Origin of the sequence: Paenibacillus polymyxa, from assembly GCF_001719045.1 — a bacterium.
GTDB lineage: Bacteria > Bacillota > Bacilli > Paenibacillales > Paenibacillaceae > Paenibacillus > Paenibacillus polymyxa_B.
Map to the genome: position 1 here is coordinate 1,242,183 of NZ_CP015423.1, position 23,934 is coordinate 1,266,116.

At 47.9% G+C, this 23,934-nt stretch carries 14 protein-coding genes; 4 read left to right on the forward strand and 10 right to left on the reverse strand.

The features are described 5' to 3' along the window. Positions 1-220: 220 nt before the first annotated feature. A complete protein-coding gene (locus AOU00_RS05645) occupies positions 221-1,504 on the forward strand; it encodes a pectate lyase family protein (protein WP_069290135.1) in 1,284 nt (427 codons plus the stop codon). 145 nt (positions 1,505-1,649) lie between these two features. On the opposite strand, the gene AOU00_RS05650 is transcribed toward AOU00_RS05645, so the two are convergent. From AOU00_RS05650 to AOU00_RS05670, 5 genes are all read right to left on the reverse strand, one after another. Then, the gene (locus AOU00_RS05650) at positions 1,650-2,711 is read right to left on the reverse strand and encodes an ABC transporter ATP-binding protein (protein ID WP_069290136.1); all 1,062 of its coding nucleotides are present in this window, start codon (positions 2,709-2,711) and stop codon (positions 1,650-1,652) included. A gap of 214 nt (positions 2,712-2,925) precedes the next feature. Beyond that, positions 2,926-4,305, reverse strand: coding sequence for a sensor histidine kinase (locus tag AOU00_RS05655; RefSeq protein ID WP_069290137.1), 1,380 nt, complete (start codon positions 4,303-4,305; stop codon positions 2,926-2,928). A 2-nt stretch (positions 4,306-4,307) separates the two neighbouring features. After that, on the reverse strand, positions 4,308-5,018 hold the full coding sequence (locus tag AOU00_RS05660; protein WP_061828739.1) for a response regulator transcription factor: 711 nt from the start codon (positions 5,016-5,018) through the stop codon (positions 4,308-4,310). Between the two features lie 168 nt (positions 5,019-5,186). Beyond that, on the reverse strand, positions 5,187-5,693 hold the full coding sequence (locus AOU00_RS05665) for a hypothetical protein (protein ID WP_069290138.1): 507 nt from the start codon (positions 5,691-5,693) through the stop codon (positions 5,187-5,189). 157 nt (positions 5,694-5,850) lie between these two features. Further along, positions 5,851-11,571 carry a WIAG-tail domain gene (locus AOU00_RS05670; RefSeq protein WP_069290139.1) on the reverse strand — a complete coding sequence of 1,907 codons (5,721 nt, stop codon included), beginning with the start codon at positions 11,569-11,571 and terminating at the stop codon, positions 5,851-5,853. Positions 11,572-11,760: 189 nt separating this feature from the next. On the opposite strand from AOU00_RS05670, the gene fabV reads away from it, so the two are divergent. Further along, on the forward strand, positions 11,761-12,948 hold the full coding sequence (gene fabV, locus AOU00_RS05675; protein WP_069290140.1) for an enoyl-ACP reductase FabV: 1,188 nt from the start codon (positions 11,761-11,763) through the stop codon (positions 12,946-12,948). 298 nt (positions 12,949-13,246) lie between these two features. Beyond that, entirely contained in the window at positions 13,247-13,399 is a 153-nt protein-coding gene (locus AOU00_RS25665) for a DUF1540 domain-containing protein (RefSeq protein ID WP_013311427.1), read from the forward strand. A gap of 295 nt (positions 13,400-13,694) precedes the next feature. Here AOU00_RS25665 and AOU00_RS05680 read toward each other — a convergent pair whose 3' ends face one another. Both AOU00_RS05680 and AOU00_RS05685 read right to left on the reverse strand, forming a co-directional pair. Continuing rightward, positions 13,695-13,934 carry a hypothetical protein gene (locus AOU00_RS05680; protein WP_069290141.1) on the reverse strand — a complete coding sequence of 80 codons (240 nt, stop codon included), beginning with the start codon at positions 13,932-13,934 and terminating at the stop codon, positions 13,695-13,697. Between the two features lie 93 nt (positions 13,935-14,027). Further along, positions 14,028-14,399 (reverse strand): DUF4190 domain-containing protein, encoded by a 372-nt coding sequence (locus tag AOU00_RS05685; RefSeq protein ID WP_025720792.1) that lies wholly within the window; start codon positions 14,397-14,399, stop codon positions 14,028-14,030. A gap of 223 nt (positions 14,400-14,622) precedes the next feature. Here AOU00_RS05685 and AOU00_RS05690 point away from each other — a divergent pair, with 223 nt between their 5' ends. Beyond that, the gene (locus AOU00_RS05690) at positions 14,623-15,210 is read left to right on the forward strand and encodes a hypothetical protein (protein ID WP_069290142.1); all 588 of its coding nucleotides are present in this window, start codon (positions 14,623-14,625) and stop codon (positions 15,208-15,210) included. Positions 15,211-15,221: 11 nt separating this feature from the next. Here the strand turns inward: AOU00_RS05690 and AOU00_RS05695 are convergent, their stop codons facing one another. The 3 genes from AOU00_RS05695 to AOU00_RS05705 form a co-directional block, all read right to left on the reverse strand. Beyond that, positions 15,222-15,569, reverse strand: a complete 348-nt coding sequence (locus AOU00_RS05695) for a prenylated flavin chaperone LpdD (RefSeq protein WP_069292011.1) — start codon at positions 15,567-15,569, stop codon at positions 15,222-15,224. 179 nt (positions 15,570-15,748) lie between these two features. Next, entirely contained in the window at positions 15,749-21,253 is a 5,505-nt protein-coding gene (locus AOU00_RS05700; protein ID WP_069290143.1) for a S8 family serine peptidase, read from the reverse strand. Between the two features lie 566 nt (positions 21,254-21,819). Beyond that, the gene (locus AOU00_RS05705) at positions 21,820-23,445 is read right to left on the reverse strand and encodes a S8 family serine peptidase (RefSeq protein ID WP_069290144.1); all 1,626 of its coding nucleotides are present in this window, start codon (positions 23,443-23,445) and stop codon (positions 21,820-21,822) included. Positions 23,446-23,934 lie beyond the last annotated feature (489 nt).

Genomic DNA, 23,934 nt, shown 5'->3' on the forward strand with positions numbered 1-23,934 from the left:
TGTGATTGTTAACGTTTTCATTATTACATATACGTCTTGATTGGAAAAAGAAGGGGTCTATTGAATTATATAAAAAATTCGACAAAAATTTTAGTATGTAACTTTTATTATATTAACAAATACTGGAACACGAAGTATGATAGAAAATGTAGAAACCACAGGAGCACCCGGGACTCCGTTCGTTCATCTACTCCATTAATCCAATATACGGAGGTATTTTATGAAAAAGAGATTTTCACTCGGAATCGCAGCGGCTCTACTGTTCACTACTCTGGCTCCTATAGGTGCACCTGCTCATGCAGCCAGCGATATTGGCAAGGAGACGCTCGGCAGCAAAAACGGATGGGCAGCCTTTTCTACAGGCACAACAGGTGGAGCTGCGGCGACTACCTCCAATATTTTCACCGTAACGAATCGCAAACAACTTGTCGATGCCTTAGGCAAAAGCAGCAACACAGCGCCTAAAATTATTTATGTCAAAGGCACGATCAATGCCAACGTCGATGACAATAATAAACCGTTAGGATTGGACGATTACAAAGACCCTAAATATAATTTTGACGCCTACCTCAAAGCGTATGACCCGTCCACCTGGGGGAAAAAGGCTCCGTCCGGCACATTGGAAAAGGCACGCGAGACTTCACAAAAAAACCAAGCCAGTCGCGTCATTATTGATATTCCGTCCAATACAACCATTGTCGGGCTGGGTAGCGACGCCGTCATTAACGGCGCAAACCTCCAGCTGAAAAAAGGGACAGACAACGTTATTATCCGTAATATTGAATTCCAGGATGCCTACGATTATTTCCCTCAGTGGGACCCAACAGACGGTAGCACAGGCAATTGGAATTCGGAATATGACAGTATTACAGTTAACGGCGCCACACATGTGTGGGTAGATCACAATACCTTCAATGATGGGTCTCACCCCGATAGCCAAAACGGTACCTTTTACGGTCAAGAATACCAGCATCATGATGGACTTCTCGATGTGATCAACCAAGGCGATCTGGTTACGGTTTCTTACAATCATTTTTACGATCATGATAAATCGTCGATTATTGGCAACAGTGACAGCAAAACAGCAGATGAAGGAGCTTTACGTGTAACCTTGCATCACAACTATTATGAAAACACGGTACAACGCACACCACGTGTACGGTATGGACAAGTCCATCTGTACAACAATTACTATACAGGTGATGTAAAACGCTCCGAATATCCTTTACTGTATATATGGGGTGCAGGTAAATCCTCCAAAATCTTCGCCGAAAACAATGTCATTGACGTTGCCGGTTTATCTGCAGCTAAAATCGTGACTGTCTTTGGAGGAACTGCCCTGTCAGATACGGGCACAATCCTGAATGGACAAGCTGTTAACGCAGGCTCCAGCGCGGGTCTTAGCTCCTCTGTAGGCTGGAAACCATCGCTGAACGATAAAATTTCCCCATCCGCCAGTGTGAAGGCAGAAGTCACTTCCCAAGCCGGTTCCGGTAAGCTGTAAGCACTGCCCGCTAACACCAATAACCACAGGCTCATACAACCTATGATTTTACACCAAAAAGGCTGTTTCCTCCGTAGAATGATTCCACACGGAGAGAACAGCCCTTTTTATTTCTCATTGGTTTAGTTATAAATTACGTTGCGTATTAATATTGTTCTACCAAAACCGGCTTTTCAAATGCGTTATCCAGCTTACGAAGTTTAGCCTTTACCGCTTCTGGTGGCTCAACCGCAGGCGCATCTGGATGCAGCAACCATGATTTTACAAAGTGCGTATCGGATAATTGAAAGAGTGGAGGCTCTTTCTCAAAGTCAATTTTCATAGCATAAGAACTGCGGGCTGCAAAAGCATCCCCTACAGGTGGGTGAAGCAGATCCGGAGGTGTTCCCGGAATAGCTGCCAGCTTCTGACCATGGCTGTCCAAACTTGGCATAGAAGCGAGAAGGCCCCATGTATATGGATGTTTCGGGTTATAGAAAATTTCATTAACCGTACCTGTTTCCACGATTTGTCCTGCGTACATAACGGCAACACGGTCCGCCATCTTCGCCACAACACCGAGGTCATGCGTAATAAAGATGATGGAAGTATCGATCTTTTTCTGAAGATCCTTCATCAGCTCCAAAATTTGAGCTTGAATCGTTACGTCCAACGCAGTCGTCGGCTCATCGGCAATCAGAAGTTTCGGATTAGCAGCCAATGCCATCGCAATGACGACACGTTGACGCATACCGCCACTAAATTCATGCGGATATTGGTTAAAACGCTGTTCAGGATGTGGAATACCTACCAGATTCAGCAACTCAATACCCCGCTTGCGAGCAGCATCCTTGGATATTTTTTCATGCTTGAAAAGCACTTCCGTGATCTGCTTGCCGACTTTCATCGTAGGGTTAAGCGAAGTCATTGGGTCCTGAGAAATCAGGCCAATTTCCTTACCACGAATTTTTTGCATCTGCTTTTCCGTTTTATTAATCAGCTCTTGTCCGTCAAACATAATTTGACCCTTTTGATAGATGCCCGGAGGGGTCGGAATCAACTTCATAACAGCTTGTGAGGTTACGCTTTTGCCTGAGCCGGATTCGCCCACAATCGCCAGCGTCTCTCCTTTATTGACATGAAAGTTTACGCCACGAATGGCCTGCACTAGTCCCTGACGGGTCTTGAAAGATATCGTTAAGTCCTTCACTTCCAAAAGGCGGTTCATCTCATCACTCTTTCATTTATTATTCATCACTATTATTGACCACTATCTAAAAAAACGACGTCCAGGAGTCAAGGTATATACGATTAATTTTACTCAGTTTAGTACCTACCAGTCAAGCTATATCTAAAATATCACCAAAAACCTCTCATACTATGTTAGATAAATGGGATATTAGGCCGGAAAAACGATCATTTTTACCCATTTCTGTACTCATTTATAACATGTGCTGGATATAGCTGAAGCGTGCTCCACCCAATGGCGAACGGGTGCAGAGTAGTTCTCCGTTCAATCGGGTAGCAATTTGACGACAAATAGCCAATCCAAGACCTGTGACACCATTCGAGCCCGCATAGAATCTTCCGAACACCTCGGCTGCCTCTTGTTCGGTCAGCCCTCCTCCATCATCATCCACATGCATAACCCATACAACCTCCGGTGTTGTCCCTGTCTCCAAATGAATGACAACCTCCGTAGAGGTGTGCCGAACTGCATTTTGCAACAAATTCAACATTATACGGAACAATTGCTCGGCCGGAACGGCCACATGCAGGCCCTCTCCCTCCACTCTAAGCGAGATAGAACGTTCAGCAGCCACCGGCATCAATAGATGAACAGCATCCTCCGCCATGCTTCTAAGATCAACGAGAGAGACAGGCCATTCCTCATTCAGCGCTTCCAGCCTTGATAGCTGCAGCAGCTTTTCCACCATATCAATTAACCGCTGGGACTGCACTTTGATGATACTCAGCCCCTCGTCCTGGGATACCACTTGATCCTGAATGGCATATACATAGCCTTGAATGGACATTAACGGTGTCCTTAGCTCGTGAGATACATTTTGTAGAAATTCAATTTGACCCTGATGGTGCTGCTGAATACGGGCGGACATGGAATGAAAGGTACCGATCAGCTCGCCAATCTCACTTTTATCCGCCTGCGGAAAATCACTATCCTGCGGCTGATTAGGCTCATAGTTGCCTACCGCCTTCTTCAATCGTTTAAGCGGACGCACTAGACGCGAGACAACCATCAGACCAATGACGAGAATCACCAAAAAACCCGCGATGATAGACAGTAATGTGGTTCTCATTAACGGTACATACAGTGCTCTCAAGGAAGATAAGGGTGAGTATACAAAAATACGAAAAGGTTGTCCGGGCAATTCTTCATTCGTAAACAGTACCTTTTTACCTTGAAGCACAGCTACCCCTTCATGTGTAGCTGTCAGATCCTGGAGAGACGGATGAACCGATGCAAAAAATCCCTGGCGGATCAAAAGCAAACGCTCGATCTTTTTGCCTTCCATTCCAGAGACGCTTGAGTCGATGATACGGTTATCCGTACTTAAAATAAAGTAGTCGGCAGATAAAAGTACTCCCTTGATAACATAGTTGAATTCAGCATTATCCAGTCGATCAAAGCCTCCGTCGCTCATAATATGGACGGCTTTGCGCGCCTGCTCATGGAGCTTGGATTTAGCCTGATTCACCAGAATGTCGTCGATAAGCCTGATGAATAAAACGACCGTAATACAGACGGTAATAAGCATGGCGATGGACAGGGAAAGCAGTATTTTAGCTCTCATCGTACGCATGGTTACAACTCCTGAACCGTTGCTTTATATCCGAAACCCCATACGGTGTTAATGACGAGCGTAGAGTGATATTCAGCTAACTTTTTACGAATCCGTTTGACCAGATCATCCACAACTCTCACATCACCTATAAAATCATAGCTCCACACCTGCTGAATCAGATGTTCCCTGCCAAAAGGTCTTTCCAGATGATTCGCAAGAAACAGCAGCAGGTCGAATTCACGTGAGGTCAAATTCAGCTCTTGTCCGTCCACTGTGACTTTACGAAAGTCAGCAAAAATACACAGATTGCCCGCATGGCAAAGATCTGCGCTTCCTGCCGCTTGCCTATCGTCCGATGCAGACATTCCGGCCTTGCTCAGCCTCAGCATCGCTTTAACCCTTCCTACCAACTCTCTTGGATTAAAGGGCTTGGTCAAAAAATCGCTGCATCCCAGCTCCAGTCCGTGAATACGGTCGTTTTCTTCTCCACGGGCAGAGATCATAATGATCGGCATTTCTGTAAAATCACGAAGCTGAGTCAGTAGAGAAAGCCCATCAATGCCAGGCATCATAATATCAAGAACGAGACAATCCGGACGGTTCGTACGGATATGCTCTACCAGTGTTTTACCACTGGAAAAGGAAGTGACCTCGTAGGATTCTTTTTTCAAATATTCAGATATTAATTGCAAAATGAACACATCGTCATCCACTACTACTATTTTTGTCATAGCCTTAACCCCTTGCCGTTGTTCTGGATGCTTCCATCCTCTCTTTAAGCTTAACAGAAGCCCAGCAGAATAGACAAAAGACGGGTATACCGTTCCCGGTCCCGTCTTTCTTATCATGAATCGCTGCTGTATATGCCAGGCGAGCTGAAAGCTAATTACACATCAATCTTATTTCTTGGTTGTTACTACTTTAGCAGCTGTTTTTGGCGCTGTTTTCACTGTTTTTGCTGGGACTGCTTTTTTAACTGGAGCTTTGTGAGTCAATTTTTTAGCTACGACATGATGTGCACGAGTTTTATGAGCTGTTGCTTTGTGTTTAACAACATTATGTTTTTTTGCATGATGTTTAACTGTACGGTGCTGCACTTTCACTGCTTTTGTTTTGTGGCTAGCCACTTTTTTCGCAACGGATTTTTTAGCAGGGGCTTTCTTCGCTTTGGTTGTTGTTTTATGAGCTGTTACAGCTTTTTTAACAGGTGCTTTCACCACAGGTGTTTTCGTCACAGGTGCTTTTGCCGGTGTTTTGGTAGCCGGAGTCGTAACCGCAGGAGCTTTGATCGCTGGTGCAGTGCTCGCTGGAGTCGTTGTTGCTGTAGCAGCGAATGCACTGCTTGCTCCTCCCAGTACACTTACTACGGTCAATACAGCTGCTGCATTTTTAGTCCATTTTTTCATGATTGAATCACCTCTCCTTTAAAGTATCTTTAGCTTATCAGGAGAATTCGGGATAATTGTGGAGCAAATGTGTGAAAAGTATATGAAAAAGCGTGCAGCCCTGTATTTAGAAAATACATGAGTCTGCACGCTATGAGTTTTACAATAACCATTTTCACTAACCAATGGCGATCCAGGAAATAATACCGTAGTTATGCGCGGTTTCGTTCCACTTGGTTACGACGATCACTGCTCCATTCGGCGTCTGAGATTTCAGCGTCGCATGAAAGAGAGGGTGGTTCGTCATCGCTACCAACGTGTAGTCTGGGTTTACAAAAGGCTCCCCGAATACAATGGTCACTTCCGTCTCCCCTTCACTACCTTTCAAAAGAAACGGCGCTCTGCCAAACTGCTGCAATGCGGGCTGATTCGCACAAGTACGGACCGGAGTGATGCTCAAATGCTCCGGCTTCACTGCGTTCAGCTCCAGCTCACGTGAGCCTACAGAGCCTTCCACCAGATGATGACCCTCAATGCTCTGCTCTGCCACATGATGACTTTGTACCGCAGCAGCCTGCAGATGCTCTGGTCCCACAGCTTCCGGGCTCAGTACCTCGCTGTCGACGGCCTGAGCTTGCAGATGGCTGCGAGATATACTGTTTGCCTGAAGTCTGTCGCCACTGACACCTTCCTCTGGCAAAAGTCCGGAGAGATGAATATCTGTGGACAGCTGAGCCAGTGTCACCGATCCCGGCTTTAGGTGATGCGAATCAATAACTTCCTCTCCAATGTGGTGGCTTTCAATAGCTTCCTCAGCCACATGGCGGGACTGTATCGTTCCATCTGCAAGCTTGCTGGACGTCACCGCACCTTCCTGTATAGCATCCTCAGCCACCGCCTGCCAGCCTACATGCTGTGGCTGAATTGCCCCTGCTTGCAGATGTTCCGACTGGATTGAATCCAGCGCGATATGCCTGGACTGCACCACGCCCTCTGCCAGTGCGGACCCTTGGATCGCCCCATCGGCCAAATGTTGAGCGTGTACGGCATGCTCCGTCAAATGCACGGAGTTTACGCTGGCTTCTGCCAGATTCGAAGCACGCACCGCCCGAAGCGCAAGCTTCTCAGCGTTCACGCTGCCTGCCTGAAGCGCGTGAACCGATACACTCCCGGGTGCAATATGCCGGGTCATCACTGCCGAAGCCTCCAAATGGGCAGAGGTGACAGATTCAGGAGCCAGATGGCTCGACTGGACGGCCTCTTCTGCCAAATGATTGGCTTGCACCGCTTCGTCCGTAATATGCCACGGCTGGACCGAATGAGGAGATATTTTGGCAGCAGTCACGCCATCATCCGCCAGTTTGTCGGACGTAACCGACTCATCCTGCAAAGCATCGGTTGATATTGCTTGGGATGCGATATGCACACCCTGAATGGTTCCAAGATGCAGATGGTGCGGCTGAATGGACTCCGGTGCGATATGCACGGACTTCACCGCCCCCTCTGCCAGCGCTCTGTCCTGTACTGCGCCCGTTGCCAAGTGCCGGGGGTGTACGGCATGCTCAGACAACTGTGAAGGGCCGACGCTGCCTTCCGCGAGATTCGTCGCTTGCACCGAGCGTGCCGCCAGCTTTTCCGAGGTGACGCTTTCTGCTTGAAGCGCACGACCTGACACACTGTCCACAGCCAGATGTCTCGCAAACACCGAGGAAGCCTGTAAATGATCAGAGGTGACGGATTCCGGGGCCAAATGGTTGGACTGGATGGACTCTTCTGCCAAATGATTGGCTTGCACCGCCTCGTCTGTAATGTGCCACGGCTGGACCGAGTGGGCTGACAGCTTGGCGGCAGTCACGCCCTCATCCGCCAATTTGTCGGACGTAACGGATTCATCCTGTAAAGCATCGTTCGATATGGCCTGTGAGGCGATATGCACACCCTGAATGGTTCCCGTTTGCAGATGGTGCGGCTGAATGGACTCCGGTGCGATATGCACGGACTTTACTCCCCCCTCTGCCAGCGCTCTGTCGTGTACTGCGCCGGGTGCCAAATGCCGGGGATGTATCGCCTGCGCAGACAGATGTGAAGGACCGACGCTGCCTTCCGCGAGATTTAACGCTCGCACCGAGTGTGCCGCCAGCTTTTCCGAGGTGACGCTTTCTGCTTGAAGCGCACTACTGGATACGCTATCCGAGGCCAGATGGCTCGCAAGCACCGTTGAAGCTTGCAAATGGGCAGATCTGACGGATTCCCGGGCCAAATGGTTGGACTGGACAGCCTCTTCTGCCAAATGATTAGCTTGCACCGCTTCGTCTGTAATGTGCCACGGCTGGACCGAGTGGGCAGACAGCTTGGCGGCAGTCACGCCCTCATCCACCAGTTTGTCGGACGTAACGGACTCATCCTGCAAAGCATCGGTCGATATCGCGTGTGAGGCGATATGCACACCCTGAATGGTTCCCGTTTGCAGATGATGCGACTGGATGGACTCCGGTGCGATGTGTACGGATTTCACTGCCCCTTCTGCTAGCGCTCTGTCCTGTACTGCACCCGTTGCCAAGTGCCGGGTGTGTATCGCTTGCGTGGACAGATGTGGAGGGCCGACGCTGCCTTCCGCGAGATTCGTCGCTTGCACCGAGTGTGCCGCCAGCTTTTCCGAGGTGATGCTTTCTGCTTGAAGCGCACTACTAGATACGCTATCTGGAGCCAGATGGCTCGCAAGCACCGCTGAAGCCTGCAAATGGGCAGAGGTGACAGATTCCCGGGCCAGATGATTGGACTGGACGGCTTCTTCTGCCAGATGTTTGGCTTGCACCGCTTCGTCTGTAATGTGCCACGGCTGGACCGAGTGTGCTGACAGCTTGGCGGCAGTCACACCCTCATCCGCCAGTTTATCGGACGTAACAGACTCATCCTGCAAAGCATCGGTCGATATGGACTGTGACGCGATGTGCTCTCCCTGAATGGTTCCAATTTGCAGATGATGTGGCTGAATGGATTCCGGTGCGATGTGCACGGACTTCACTGCCCCCTCTGCCAGTGCTCTATCCTGTACTGCTCCAGCTGCCAGATGCCGAGTGTGCACCGACTGCGCAGAAAGATGTGAAGGGCCGATGCTGCCTTCCGCGAGGTTCATTCCTTGTACCGAGCGAGCTGCCAGCTTTTCCGAGGTGACGCTTTCCGCTTGAAGCGCACGACCGGACACACTATCCGGGGCCAAATGTCTCGTGAGCACCGAGGAAGCCTGTAGATGCACCGAGGTGACCGCTCCTGCAGCCAGATGTGCCGAATCCACAGCCGCCACAGCCAAATGGTTGCTTTGTACAGCTTCGTCCATAATATGTCCGGACTGCACGGCATGGGCAGACAGTTTGGTGGGAGTTACGCTTCCCTCCGACAGTTTGGCAGAGGTGACCGATTCATCCTGTAAGGCCGGAGTCGCTATAGCCTGCAATGCGATATGCTCTCCCTGAATGACCCCGCTTTGCAAGTGCTCCGATTGGATGGATTCGGGCGCAAGATGTACAGACTTTACAGCGTTCTGGGCTAATTCCGTCTCCTGTACTGCTCCTGCAGCCAAATGCTGAGTGTGTACGGCTTGCGCAGCCAAATGTCCGGGACCCACGCTGTTTTCTGCCAGATTGGAAGCCTGCACAGCACGGGCCGCTAGCTTCTCAGAGGTGACACTTTCTGACTGAAGTGCATGACCGGATACACTGTCGGGGGCGAGGTGTTTAGTTTGGACCGATGCAGATTGCAAATGATTAGAGGTGACGGATTCCGGAGCGAGATGATTCGCCTCCACCGCTTCAACAGCCAGATGGTTACTCTGCACCGCTTTATCCGTAAGATGCCACGGCTGCACGGAACGAGCAGACAGCTTAGAGGAAGTGACACTACCCTCAGCTAACTTAGGAGCCGTAATCGCCAAATCATTGATTTTATCCGTGGCCACACTTTCCGGCGATAGTTTCAGTGAAGTAACGGCATGATCCTGCAAATGATGGGAGTACACCGCTCCGCTGGCCAAATGCGCGGTTTGAACAGCGCCTTCCCCTAGTATGTCTGCGGTAACGGACTGTTCTTGCAAAGCCGAGGTTCCAACACTGTCTTCCCCAAGATGTTTGCTCAGCACAGAACTCTGGGCCAGATGGGTCGAATCGACGGATTGAGCCTGCAATGCCTTTCCACCCACACTGTTGTCGGCAAGGTGGTTTTCACGAATTCCCCCCGTTGCAATGTGTGCGTGTGTAATGGCTTGAGGGGCAATCTTATTTCCAGTTACCGCTCCTGTGGCAATTTTAGGTTCTGTCACTGCTTCGTCAGCAATTTTGTCAGACTTAATCGCGCTCGAGGCAATGTGATTTTCCTTGACAGCCTGATTCGCCACATGGTGTTCCAGCACTGCCCCCTTCCCTAATTTCTCGCTCGTCACAGCCCCGGAATGCAAATGTTGCTCCGTAACCGCCTCCGATGCAATATGATCTTTTCGAATGATTTCCGACTGGAGGTGTACGGAAGAGACTGCCTCCGGAGAAATTTGGGGACCTTGTATGGCTGCTGTAGCAATATGTCTGGTAAGTACCGCCTCGTCGGCAATTTTGTGTGGTAAAATGCTCTGATCCGATATTTTGGATGAAGTGACGGATTGATCGACAATTTGCAATGAGCCTACAGATTGATCTGCCAGTTTATTGGACTGAATGCTCCGATCCGCCAGGTGGCGGGCTGTCACTTGGCCCGTTCCAATCTGCTCTTCCCCGATGGAGCCAGGACTCAGATGCTTTCTTTCAATCGCTCCAGCCTGAATGTGCGCACTGGTCACTGCCTCAGACTCCAGATGACGCCCGCTGACAACGCCTTCCTCCAATTGTTCCTTGCCCACAATTCCATTGGATAGCTGCTTGCGATTAATCGAACCGGGGGCCAGATGCCTTGCGTGAACGGCATGCTCGGTCAGGTGTGCACTCTCAATGCTGCCAGCTTGGATTTTAGCTCCATCCACAGCACCATCCCGCAGTTTGGAAGTGGTCACAGATTGATCGCCCAGTTTGGAGCTGTCGACAGCTTCATTAGCCAAATTGTTGGATTGAATCGTACCACTGCGAATTTTATCAGAGGTGACCGACTGATCTTGAAGCATATCTGAAGACACGATCCATTGCTTGAAGTGACGGCTCTCAATGGAGCCATTCGCAATATGATCACCGCTGATAATCTTATCAGCCAGCTTCTCAGGAGTGATGCTACCATCTCGAAGCTTTTCACCGCCGATGGAGCGATCCTGCAATTTATTGCCTGATACCGATGCGTCCGACAGATGTTCCACCGTAATGGAGTCTGCGGCAATCTTCGAAGAAGTCACAGCACCGTCAGCTATCTTAATCGTTTGAACGGCATAATCCGCCAGAGATTCCGTGTGGATGCTCTCTTGTTTCAGTTTGCTGGAATCTATGGAAGCGGGAGCGATCTTCTCACCCGTCACAGCGAAATCGCTCAAATCGTCTGTATAGATGAAAGCATTGTTTACATGTGGGGCCTTCTTATTGCTCAAAATTTCCTCAACATCAATTGGATCAGGTTCTGGCTCTGGCTCCAACTCTGGTTCTGGTTCTAGCTCTTGGGGGTCCTCTATCGACACTTGAGTCTCCTCTGCATCCGCACCTTCAAACTCTGTCTCATGCGAAACCTCGACTTCAGGTTCGACAACAGTCTTTAGCTCCGGCTCCTCTTTGGTTGGGGGAGGCGGAGAAGCAACTTGATGAAGTCTTGCTTCTGTCTCCCTCTCCGCAGGCTGTGGCTTCACGCGCTGTATCATACTTAATTCATTCATATCCGGGTCAATTACACTATAGAGCGGCTTTTTGTTTCTTATGGTTTTGCGGCTCTTATTCTTCAAGCAGCTCTCTCCCTTCTCGTATTTATCGTTACAGCATCATATGCAGGCCCTTAGGCACTTGCCACCCCGTGCAAGGATACACTTTTGGGTAAAAAGGATACTTACTGAAATCCACGTTTGAAAAAAAATAGTTAAAAGTTAAAATAGTAAGGGTGAAGATCGCTACAAGAAGAGAGGAATTACAATAACATGATTATCAAACCAAGAACACGTGGCTTTATCTGCACCACTGCTCATCCGGTGGGCTGTGCCCAACATGTTCAGGAGCAAATTGACTATGTACAGGCCCGTCCTGCTATCCAGGGACCCCGTAATGTACTTGTGATCGGGGCATCTGCCGGATATGGGTTGGCTTCTCGCATTACTGCTGCCTTCGGTGCGCGTGCCAATACAATTGGTGTATATCGCCCTAGTAATGCTACTGCCACACGTACAGCATCGGCAGGCTGGTACAATTCTGCTGCATTTGAAAAAGCTGCTCAGGAAGCTGGGCTTAAATCCTTAAGCGTGACAGGCGATGCCTTCTCGGATGAGGTCAAAGCCAAAACGGTGGAAGCCATTCGCGAAGAACTGGGACAAGTCGATCTGGTGATTTACAGTGTCGCTTCAGGTCGTCGTACAAATCCCCGCACAGGCGAAACGTTTAATTCCGTGCTCAAACCTATTGGTCAGCCTTACACAAACAAGACCGTTAACTTCCACACCGGGGAAGTCAGCAACGTGACGCTTGAACCAGCAACAGAAGAAGAAGTACAAGCAACTGTAGAGGTTATGGGTGGTGAGGACTGGAAATTGTGGATTGACGCCTTGCGTGAAGGCGGTGTATTGGCTGATACTGCAACAACCTTCTCCTTTTCGTATATTGGTTCAGATATTACGCAAGCCATCTACAGAGAAGGCAGTATCGGAAGTGCAAAGGATCATTTGGAGGAGACAGCACATCAGCTGAACGATCAGTTGAAAGTTACAGGCGGACGCGCCTTCGTCGCAGTCACCAAAGGACTCGTTACCCAATCTAGCTCCGCTATCCCTGTCGTTCCTCTGTATATTTCTGCTTTATATAAGGTAATGAAGGAAAAAGGGCTGCATGAAGGGTGCGTAGAACAGAGCTACCGCCTGTTTGCTGAGCGTCTGTACGCACCAGAAACTCCTGTAGATGAAGAAGGACGTATTCGTATTGATGATTGGGAACTGCGCGAAGACGTACAGGCAGAGGTTGAGAAGATATGGGAGGCGCTGACGACCAACAATATCTACGAATTGTCAGATCTTGAAGGATATCGTCACGAATTTTTCCAACTGTTCGGCTTTGAGTTTGAGGGCGTAGACTATGATGCTGACATCGATCCCATCGTAAATATTCCTAACGTGCGCTAAATCTTTTCATATCGTCATTATGTCAGAAAAACAAAAAAAGCTGTTCTCCAGCAGAGAAACATTTCGTTCTGCATGGAGGACAGCTTTTGTTTTTTAATTAAAAGGGACACTTATGTCCGCTTCGAACTGCAAAATGAAGCAAACATTGCAATTTTAGATTTCATTTGATATTGTACAAGCAGGCATAGCAAAATCCCTCTTCCTAACAAGAGGGTAAACACAGTTGGACAAGTCCTACCTTGACTGACCGTGATACTATTTGCTCAGCCCATCACAACCATATAAGGAGGTGTACAACATGGCAAAAGACGTTCTGTGTGAAGTCAATTCATGTACGTACTGGGCCCAAGAAAATAAATGTAGCGCTAGCTCCATTTATATCGTAAGCAACAGACCTGAAGACACTCACAAATCCGAAGAAACAGACTGCAAAACCTTCGAAGCCAAGTAAATCTTTGATTTCAAGCCTAAGCTTTATAATGAAGGAGCCCATGCCCGGGTTCCTTCTTTCTTATGATATTCTAACAAGAATGATAATTATTATCAAGTCCTTTTTCGGTACAGAAAAGCGCTATTCAATCCACACAATCATTTCTCTGCTCAACGTTTGGTTGCTAAGCTCTATTCATGGTACGGGTATCTGATTGCTCGAGTTCAGTTTGATCTGACCATGCGCTCATTTGTTAAGCCCTCCTTTTTTCATTTTTTTGTTGAATCAGTTTTTTACGTAAGGTTGCAGGCTTACTTTATAAAGCCACGTCGAAAAGGACCCTGCTGTTCTCTCTAAAAACAAAAAAAGAAGCGTCGCTCTGAACGATTCGCTTCTTGTGCTTGACCTTTTGTAATTGTTCTTGCTTGGTCGGCTTCATTCGTATGTGCTGTGAAATCTCGCCATAATGGTCATTCGTTTTGCGGCTCTGTGCCGCACAATAGATTCCAGCGCGTTTTGCCTTGCTCAGCGCTTTTTGTGTTTGAGTACGTGCCATACGGCTTCACTCTCCTTCATTGGACTCCTTTTATCATAACATCCAATAGTCAAATCGTGAATGGTTTGTCTGACTCAAGCATACTTCAATTCATTAAATGTCTGAAAAAATATCCGGATCGCCACTGGAGGCAGCTACTATAAAAACAATAACTATAAAAATGATGATCAGTGTATAAATCAGTGTACCGATAATACTACATACCAATCCAGCAATGGCCATACCTCTGCCTTGCTCGCCATGACGGTTAATTTCCTTCAGGGAAAGACTGGACAAAATAATACCCACAATTCCGATAATCAATCCGATATAGGGAATGACCACAGATAAAATCCCGAGCACCATCGAGGCAACAGCTTTACTATTCGTAGGTGGAACTACTGGGGGCGGGTTAAATGGGGCGTTATAATCGTTCGTCTCCTGAAAAGGATCGGAAGATCGAGGCTCCTTGTACAAATCACTCATCTGTTAAATTCAACTCCAATAAGTAAAATAGCAATTATATAAGTTCTAGGGTACCACAATCTTACAAATCAGGACAGTACTTATTTCAATTTTTTAAATTAGAACGTTAAAAAGAAGAAACATAGCGATATTAGCACTTTTTGAGGTAACCGGGCATACAGTATTTTACCTGTTACAGATCAATTGCGCTCCATGAGAGCATCCTGCCAAGGAGGTCGGAGCTATGCTATATCGTGCAACATCCCGCAGAAAGGGCTCGCCTCACAAACGTTTAAATGCAGAAACACTTAGGAAAATATCCGCTGCCATGCTGCCCTTTTACAAAGCTATTGCAACCCGACGTGCTTTTGCTGTCCAATGGTCACGAGCTGTCGTTCAGGGCAATTTGGATCGGATGAAATCCCTTCTCTGCTCAATAGCGCCATTTGCCGCTAAACAAGGCTTAGGCACGAATGGCATCGGCTACTTTATTTCTTTTTTAGCTCAGCCACCGATGCTCTATTATACGAATGGAACGACGATTCCACCAGGGACTGTGCAGTTTACGTTTGAGCCGAGAGTTCATCGCGCCATCGCAAAAGCCGTTTTTCCGCTGTATCGCGAATTGGCACGCAATCCATGTTTTGCTTCTGCCTTAGCTAAAGCGATCAACAGACAAGACCAGCGTGCAGTTCATGTCATGATCCGTAGTTTAATTCCATCCTCTGCGCTGAAATCCGTACAAATTGAGGATGATGGCTTTGCCTTACTTTTTAAGTATCCCTTTAGCAAGTATCCCTATCGCAATCTGCTCTTTCAGGAGTTCACTTAAAAAGGTTGCTACTAGCGTGCTTCCTTGAGTTCTCCAATGAGCTCTTTTCCCAGTTGTATAGCCATATCTGTCAGCACTCGGATTTCATCCTTGGTTGCATGATCCAAATGTGCCCCGCAGCAAATGGCAAAATTGCCCGCAAACTCTTTTCGCAAGCGAACTGCAATTTCTTCGGTAATATAAAATTCCTTATGGTTTTGTAATTGCACAGTTTGAATCGGCTCGAGCCTGGCCCCTGCTGTAATCGTTCCCAAATGGGGCTGATCACCGCCAGAAATGAGTACAATGATATCTTCTCCCATAAAATAGGCATCCAGCACAAGACGGATACGTCCGCTTTCTTTTTGCAAATGAATCATATAATCCTCTCCTGCTAAAAATATTATTGTGAAACGATTCACTTTATGAGCATTATTCATTGTATCGCTTCCTGAACGGCTCGACAATTAAAAATGGCCCACAGCAGCCTCTATAAACCGTGGCTTGCTGTGGGCCTTCATTGCTATTCTAAAAGAAGCCTTCCCTTTCCTACTGGCTGTTAACGGATTGTGATCGTATGCACAGTCTTACCGCTTGCGCCGTCATTATCCGTCACCGTTAGCTCTACGGTATACGTTCCAGCTGTGGTGAATTTATGCTTCACCTTGGAACCGACTGCCGTATCGCCATCGCCAAAATTCCAGCTGTAGCTGACGATTTCACCATCTACATCACGGGAAGCTTTGGCGTTAAATTGTACATTTTTGTTCTTCTTAGCTGATTCATTAGCCTGAATAATGGCTACTGGCTTTTCATTGGATGTAGGTGGATTCGGATCAGGGTTCTGTCCTCCACCATTGGTTACATACAATTTTCCTGGCGCCTCCGTCTCCACTTCATTTCCCGCTGCATCCCTTACCCGGATCACGATGACTCCGCCTTCTAGGTTCAGAGAAGATGAAGTGAAATAAGTACCTTCATAGTGGCCTGACGAAGTTTCATTTAATGGAATATCGTTGCGGCCCAAAGTGGACAGGTTGAAAGGCAGCTCCACATGGAAGGACGCCTCCAAACCGGATGCACTGTCAAAAGATACTCGTACCGGCTGCCCTGGAGTAATACGCACATCCTCCGCAGGGCTAATGTTTTCAAGCTTCGGCAGAGCTGTATCGACATACACCGAGCGCGTAACGGTTGTTTCGTTTTCGGCAAGATCCTTGGCCATCACCGTAATTTGATTTTCGCCTTCGTTGATAAGCAATCGCTTGTTAAAGCTGCCATCACTTCCAAATTCAGCGGGCTCACCGTTAATCGACAATTCGGTGAGGAACTCGTCGTACACGGTACCGATAACACTAACTACACCCGCGTTCGTACGGGCTCCTTCATCAGGAGAAGTCAGGATCAGACCCGGTTTAGTCTGATCGAGCGTCACAACTACCGTTTCGGAACGATCCGTTAATTTGCCGTATACCGCTGCTTGAACACTTAGCGGATTAGCACCTGGCTGAAGATCAACCGAAAAACTGAACTGACGATCCTTCACTTTCGTTGTGCCAGCCAGTTCCTTACCGTTAAAGAGCTGAATATCGGCTCCTTCTGCCGGGGAAGTTCCTGTTACGGTAATCGACTCTTCCTGCGTATACGTAGCCTTCGTAGGAGTCGTAATCGTTGGAGCATTCACCGGATATCTGACGATAGCCCGGATCATGTAGTTCCCTTCCTCCTCAGGTGATTGGCTCCATGCTCCGCTTACACCTTGCCAGCTGCGAAGTGCATTCGGGCCACTCTCATCTGTAGCAAGACCTGGCGACTGTGTGCCTACAGCAGACTGTGTATATACGATGTAGAAGTCACCTTGAACCGTCACCGGCTCTGGAAGCTGCACCGTCGTCCATTGTGTCTCATCCCTTACGGCAGTCCCGTCGAATGGACCAGCCAATAATCGTCCAGGTGCTCCTGCCGCACCGGAGGCGTCATAGATAGAATATTGGAATGCCGTTCCTCCCGGATTCGGGAAGGCAGAGTTCCAGAACAAAAGCGATGCTCCTGTCACTTGAGCCACTTCCGACTCAGGCGTCATTCTGACTGCCCATGAATTGCCTGCCGCGTTAAAGGCTCTAGCATTTTCTCCTGTCCCATCATCGTAGGCAATGCCTCCCTGGAACCCGATGAAAGGTTTCAACGTGACATTCGCTACCACACTACCGTTCGGAGGAGCAGTAACGGATACACTGTCGCTATAATAATTCTCAGCTGAAATGGACAATGTGTATGTTCCTTCCAGCACGTCCAGCGTAAATTCTCCAGCCTCATTCGTCTCTACCGGAGCAATACGCGCATCCTCCAGCACCAACACTTTCGCTTTTTGGATCGGTTCACCGGATTGCTTGTCGGTAATGACCCCATGAATCGTACCGTGAGGTACGGCCTGAAGACTAAAGTTTGCTCTTATGACTTTGTTATTCTCAATCGTGACTGCTTTCGTTTGAGGCACATAACCATAGGCTTCAGCCTTCAGCGTATAGTCGCCTGCCACATGGGTGAAGCTGTATTTGCCCGTGGTCGGATCCGTTTTCACCGAACGTCCGGTTTCCAATACCGTAACCGTAGCGCTGGCTGGAAGACTGTCGAGACCGACACGTCCACTATCCACCGTTGTTTCTGCCGGCTTCACTTTCTCCTGGAATTCACTCTTTTCAGTGCTTGTAATTTTGTACAGCGGGAATTGTTCTTCCGCTTTTTCCAGCTTGATATTCGACTCAGGTACGATGTCCTTGGTCACTGTCGCAGCTGGAATGCCCAGCACACGGAAATCGTCAATGTACCAGCCGTTCTTGTTCACACTGTTATCCGATTTCAAACGGAAGCGAATTTGAATCTCATTGCCGGTGTAGCTATCCAGATTGTAATAAACTGGAGTCCACTTTTTCCCGTTCGTGTTGTGAGAGAACTTGCCCAGCTCGCTCCACGTGTCGCCATTGTTTTTGGACACTTCCACATAACCGTAATCATAGCCGGCCTCAATTTCAAACCAGTGATTGAAGGTCAGTGTTGCGTTGCGTACAGCCTGCAAATTAATTTTGGGAGAAACCAGCGAAAATTCAGCTCCGTTCTCATAATTGCTATCAAGATCGGTTGCCCACACATTGGGTCTGGACGCTGCGCTCTCTGGTCCTACTTCCTTGGGAATGCCGCGTTCCCACTCATCCTTGGTACCGGAATGAGTCCAGCCATTATCCGAGCTGCCGTCAAAATGATCGCTATACAGCGTATCTGGCACGTCTACTCTCAGAGAAGCCTCATTCGACTTGATTCCTTCATTGCCACTATAATCCTCAGCCGCCACTGCATAATGATAGGTCGCTCCACCGACCGTGATGGTATCTGTGAGTGTCAGTGCTGAGGTTGTACCGATGGAAGTATAATTTTTGCCTGATTGGGTAGAACGATACACCTTGTACTGCTTTACATCATCATCGGAGGAAGCATTCCAGGCCAGTGTGACGTTACCCACAGTATCTGCTTCAGCAGTCAAATTGCTCGGCGCAGCAGGTGCAACGGTGTCTGGCTCCTGAATCGACAGATCGTCAATATACCAGCCATCTTTCACAACCGTATTGTCACTCGTAAAGTTGAACAGGAGGTATACCTTTTGACCCGCGAATGCCCGCAAATCAAGATATTGTGTTTTCCAGCCGTTGCTGGTGCCGGTAAACGATAATACCTGCTCAAACGCATTCTGATTGTTTGTGGTTGCTACGTACACTTTGCCGAAATCAGAATTGTTTTCAAGATCGTACCAATGCTTGAAGCTGACCAGTGCCCCTTTTGAGCTCTCGGTCAGATCAATCGGAGGGGCCATAAAATAACTGTTGGAGTTGGCCTGATATTGGCCTTCGAGATTAGTCGCGATGACCTTTGTACCCGAATGTGCGCTTTTAGGGCCGCTTGTCGGAGTTCCCCATTTCCAAACACTGCCCTGTCCACCGATATTAATACCGGCAATGTCTTTTTCGAAGTCTTGTGTGTAGCCTGGTTTTACGCCTTTGGAGATTTTAACCTTGTATACTTCAGTTTCAAATCCATTATTACCATAATCATTTACACGAATATAGTATTCCAGACCAGCGCTGTCCACCAAAAAAGTCGGGATAGATGCTTGATATGTACCATCTTTGCTGTCGCCGGAGGTCCGTTCCAACGGAATATATACATAGTTTGACGTACCTGCTGTTTTGGCAAAGGCCTCAACGGCTGTCACGCCGACATCATCCGTTACATGAGCAGTCAGAGGTATATCAATACCCTCGAATGCCGCTGCGGGCGGTGTATGCTCGAGAACAGGTGCTTCCAGATCGTCGCCACCCGTTACAACTTTACCAGACACGGAGCCCAGACCTTGCATGACCGAACCGACTGCATCCAGCGCATTAATGACACCATGTCCGTAGCCATTGTTTGGCGAAGTAGGATATGTGCTGTCCGTGCGGGGTGTAGCTGTGTTCATCAAAATTTCCTCAAGCTGATCTACGGTAAGCGAATGATTCGCTTGTAGCAACAGAGCTGCAAGGCCCGCAACATGAGGTCCCGCCATGGAAGTACCGTTATACCCACCTTTATAGGCGCCACCAGCGACAGATGACCGGATATTCACACCCGGTGCGGAAACTTCTGGCTTCACCTCACCATAGGGTGAGGGTCCTAACAATGAGAAGCTGGCCAGATTATCATTGCTATCCGTGGCTCCAGTAGCAAAGGATTCCGGATAGTTCGCCGGATTGGCTACCGAGGCAGGTCCGCCCGGATTGGAAAGAGAGGTATTACCTGCGGAGAATTCGGGGAAGATTTGAGCATCCCGCCATGCCTGAACCACAGGGCGGAACCATTCATCAAGACCCGGTCCACCTCCCCACGAGTTGTTCACTACGTCTGGAGCAAGCTCGGGATGAAGATTCCCTTGGGCATCTTTTGGCGCAAGCAGCCATTGACCACCATCCAGTATAATCGCATCCGTCGTTTCCGGATTAAAAATCCGAACCGCAATCCACTTCGCACCAGGTGCAACGCCAACTCGATTCGTTCCGTTTTCCTCAGAGCCGACCATCGTGCCCATCGTATGTGTACCATGGGAATCGTCTTCCTGATCGACCGGAAGCGTCGCATGACTATGCGGATCGTACCAGCTCAGTTCGGGATTCACGACATTGCCTGCCGCGTCCAGCCCCCGCCATTTGCGATGAAGGGCCGGATGTGTATAATCTACACCTGTATCCAGATTGGCAACCACGATTCCGGTTCCGTCAATTCCCTTTTCCCACACTTGTGGTGCGTTAATATGGGATATGTTCCATTCCACCGTAGATGGGTCTACAGCGTTCTTACCTGCATTGCCAGGCTTAGCCGATGTTTTGCCATCGTCCTTCTCCAGCTCTACAGCCTTCTCTACCGTTGCAGACTTCGCCGTTGCTGCTGTCGCTGTTTCAGCCGTTTTGGCATTTGCTCCCTCTGCTTGCTTGTCAACTGTCACCTTTTGCAGATAACGCGTTTCATTCGGCAAGACTTTATCGACCTCAGGCAGCTGCGAAATATGATCCAGCACCTCCTTGGTGCTTGTTACAGCCAATGCATTGACAATAAAAAAGCTTTTATATTCCTTCACTCCGCCGCTCTCTGATTGCTTATCCAAATAATTTTCAAGCCCATATTGGGTTCTTGAAGCCGTTTCACGCAGAGAACTGATCACATGGCTGCGCGCAGCCATTTTGGCAGCGGAAGGTGTTATTTTCTCAAGTGAGGCCTTTTGGAGAGCATTTTTGGAAACCTTGTTGGTGTCTACCTGTTCTTTTAATTTGACCAGATAGGTAACATAGTTATTCTCCTCAAACTGTTTGGTCAGTTTCGGGGACACCTTCGCGGTCGTGACCTTGTGCGAGGCTGATTTCAGCTCCAGCTTGGAGCCATCCGGTGTGTTATTCGCCAAAGCAGGTTGAACAAAGGAAAAGGCCATTAGCAAAGATAGTCCGATAGATAGTGGTTTCTTGAATCGTTTAGGTTTAATCAATTACTTCTCCACTCCTTTTACTAGGTTTAATGTTTCTGGAATAACCTGTACAGAGTAAGACCTCATACCTTACACATCAAACACACGTTTTGCGCAACACGATGTGGTTGGCGACCACCTCCTTCATAGAATATAGAGGCACAAAAATATTTGGCTGTTCATAGGTGGTGGTACTTCATAGGTGAGTTTACAATTCCAATAGGAAGCGATGAAATTTAGTAGAAACCAAGGAGAACAAGCAGGAGAACTTCGAAGAAAAGACATGTTATATCATTACAGTTTATATTAAAAATTGATATATAATCATATATTATGGAATAGTATAAAGTTATCAAAACAGATATACAAGTCATTTTTTTGCATTTTTCTTGAAATTCTATGACTTTTATATTCTTTTATGTACGAAACCCCTTTTTTGCGGCTACGTAATAGTGCATTACACGGTTAACAGGTGTATGCAATCTCTGTACGAGCCGCTCAAAGGGATTTCGGGGGTCTTTCTTAATCCTATCTTTCGCTCTATATCTTGTTCATTGGAAGTCGCTTATGGGATTTTTGCAAAATCCTCACTTAAGTACGGAGTTCACCGCAGCAAGCGCGTCGATCAGACCATATCCGTAACCATTGTTCGGTGAAGTCCGATACTGGCTATCTGTCAGCGGCGTCGCTGTTTTTGAAATAACATCCTCCAGTTGATCCACAGTCAAAGATGGCTTGGCCTGAAGCAGTAATGCCGCTAATCCAGCAGTATGCGGACCTGCCATGGAGGTACCATTCCATCCCCCCTCATACACTCCACCCGGTACAGAAGAACGGATGTTGACACCAGGAGCCGAAATTTCAGGCTTCACTTCGCCATAAGGAGAAGGACCGCGCAGTGAGAAGCTGGCCAGCTTGTTGTTAATGTCCGTGGCTCCTGTTGCATAAGCTTCCGGCAGATTTGCCGGATTGGCTACAGACCCAGGTCCGCCCGGATTGGACAATGTTGTGTTGCCTGCGGAGAACTCAGGGAAAATCTGAGCCGCTCTCCACGCCTTGGTGACTGGACGATACCATTCATCCAGACCAGGTCCGCCGCCCCAAGAGTTATTCACCACATCCGGTGCAAGCTCAGGGTGCTTTTTACCGTTTTTATCTACAGGAGCAAGAATCCATTGTCCACCGTCCAGTAAGATGGAGTCGGTCGTATCTGGATTGAATACTCGAACCGCAATCCATTTGGCGCCAGGGGCAACACCGATTTCATTCGTACCGTTGCTGTCCGATCCAACGCTCGTACCCATCGTATGTGTACCATGTCCATTTGAATCAGTTGGCAGTGATGCTCCATCAACCGCATCATACCAGCTCAGTTCTGGATTAACGACCTGACCGGAAGCGTTCAGACCACGCCATTTTCTTTTCAACGCCGGGTGAGTATATTCAACGCCTGTATCCAGATTGGCGACTACAATGCCTTTGCCGTCGATGCCTTTGGCCCAAACCTGTGGTGCTTTGATTTTAGAGATATTCCACTCGACACGGCTCGGCGTTACAGCATCCTTATACACGGATTCTTCCACTGATTTTTGCGCATTCTCTTCCGTCACAGCCGTATCTACAGCGGCTTGATCTGCAACCGCTTGGTCAGCTGTAGATTCCTCAACTACGGGCTGGGCATCCTTATCTATTTCTACCTTTTGCAGTTCCCGCTTTTCGTCCGGTAAAATTTTGTCGATCTCAGGAAGTGTGGCGAGATTATCCATGACCTCTTTCGTGCTGGTTACCGCAAATGCATTCACGATAAAGTAACTCTTGTACTTTTTGACGTTTCCGTTATTGACTTCCTTCTTTAAGTATTCCTCCACGGATTGTTGCGTTTTTTCTGCTGTATCCATGAGAGAGTTCACAACCGTTGTACGTACAGAAAGCTTAGCAGCAGCGGGTGAAATTTGCTCAGCAGAGGCCTTTTGAAAAGCATGCTTGGCAACTGACTCCGTATCCACCTGATCTTTTAATTTAACCAGATAGGTGACATACTCACTGGCACTGAATTGTTGGTTCAGCTTGGCAGAAACCTTGGCGGAAATCGTCGATGCTCCTGCTGAGGTGGTTGTGCTGGAATCACCATATACCGGAGAAATCAGAGAAAAAGCAAGAAGAGCGGTAAAACTGACCGACAGCGTCTTTTTGATATTTTTCGACTTAATCAATACTTTCCATCTCCCTTTACTTGGTTTTTTAATTCTCAAGGACAGCCTTCCGGGCAGCTACGTCAAAAGCTCACAAAATAGCCTCTGGTACTCACCTCCTTTAAAAAATATAGATTCCGCCGGGGTGATATCCATAGGTCATCATTCTGAGGTGAACAACCCTTGGTGCAGACCGTAAAGAACGAGCATCGGGTAGAAACAGGTGGACAAGTTTGAAAATGATAAGTGAAAAAAATGAAGAGAAAGGTAGGATAAGAAATTTAGAAGTAATCGAGGAGGTTAATGTGCAAGTATTAAAATACAATTTAAAACAAAAGAATGAAACATATGGTATCTTTTGAATCTAGTATAGTGTCATAAAATCAGATATTCAAGCATTTTTTTTGAATTTTATTCCTTTTTTTCTTGAAGAAGAGAAAAATCTCTTCCATTTTCGAAGCAAATGCAAGTCTTTGTTATGCACTTGGTTTCGGGGATTAGAAGAGATTT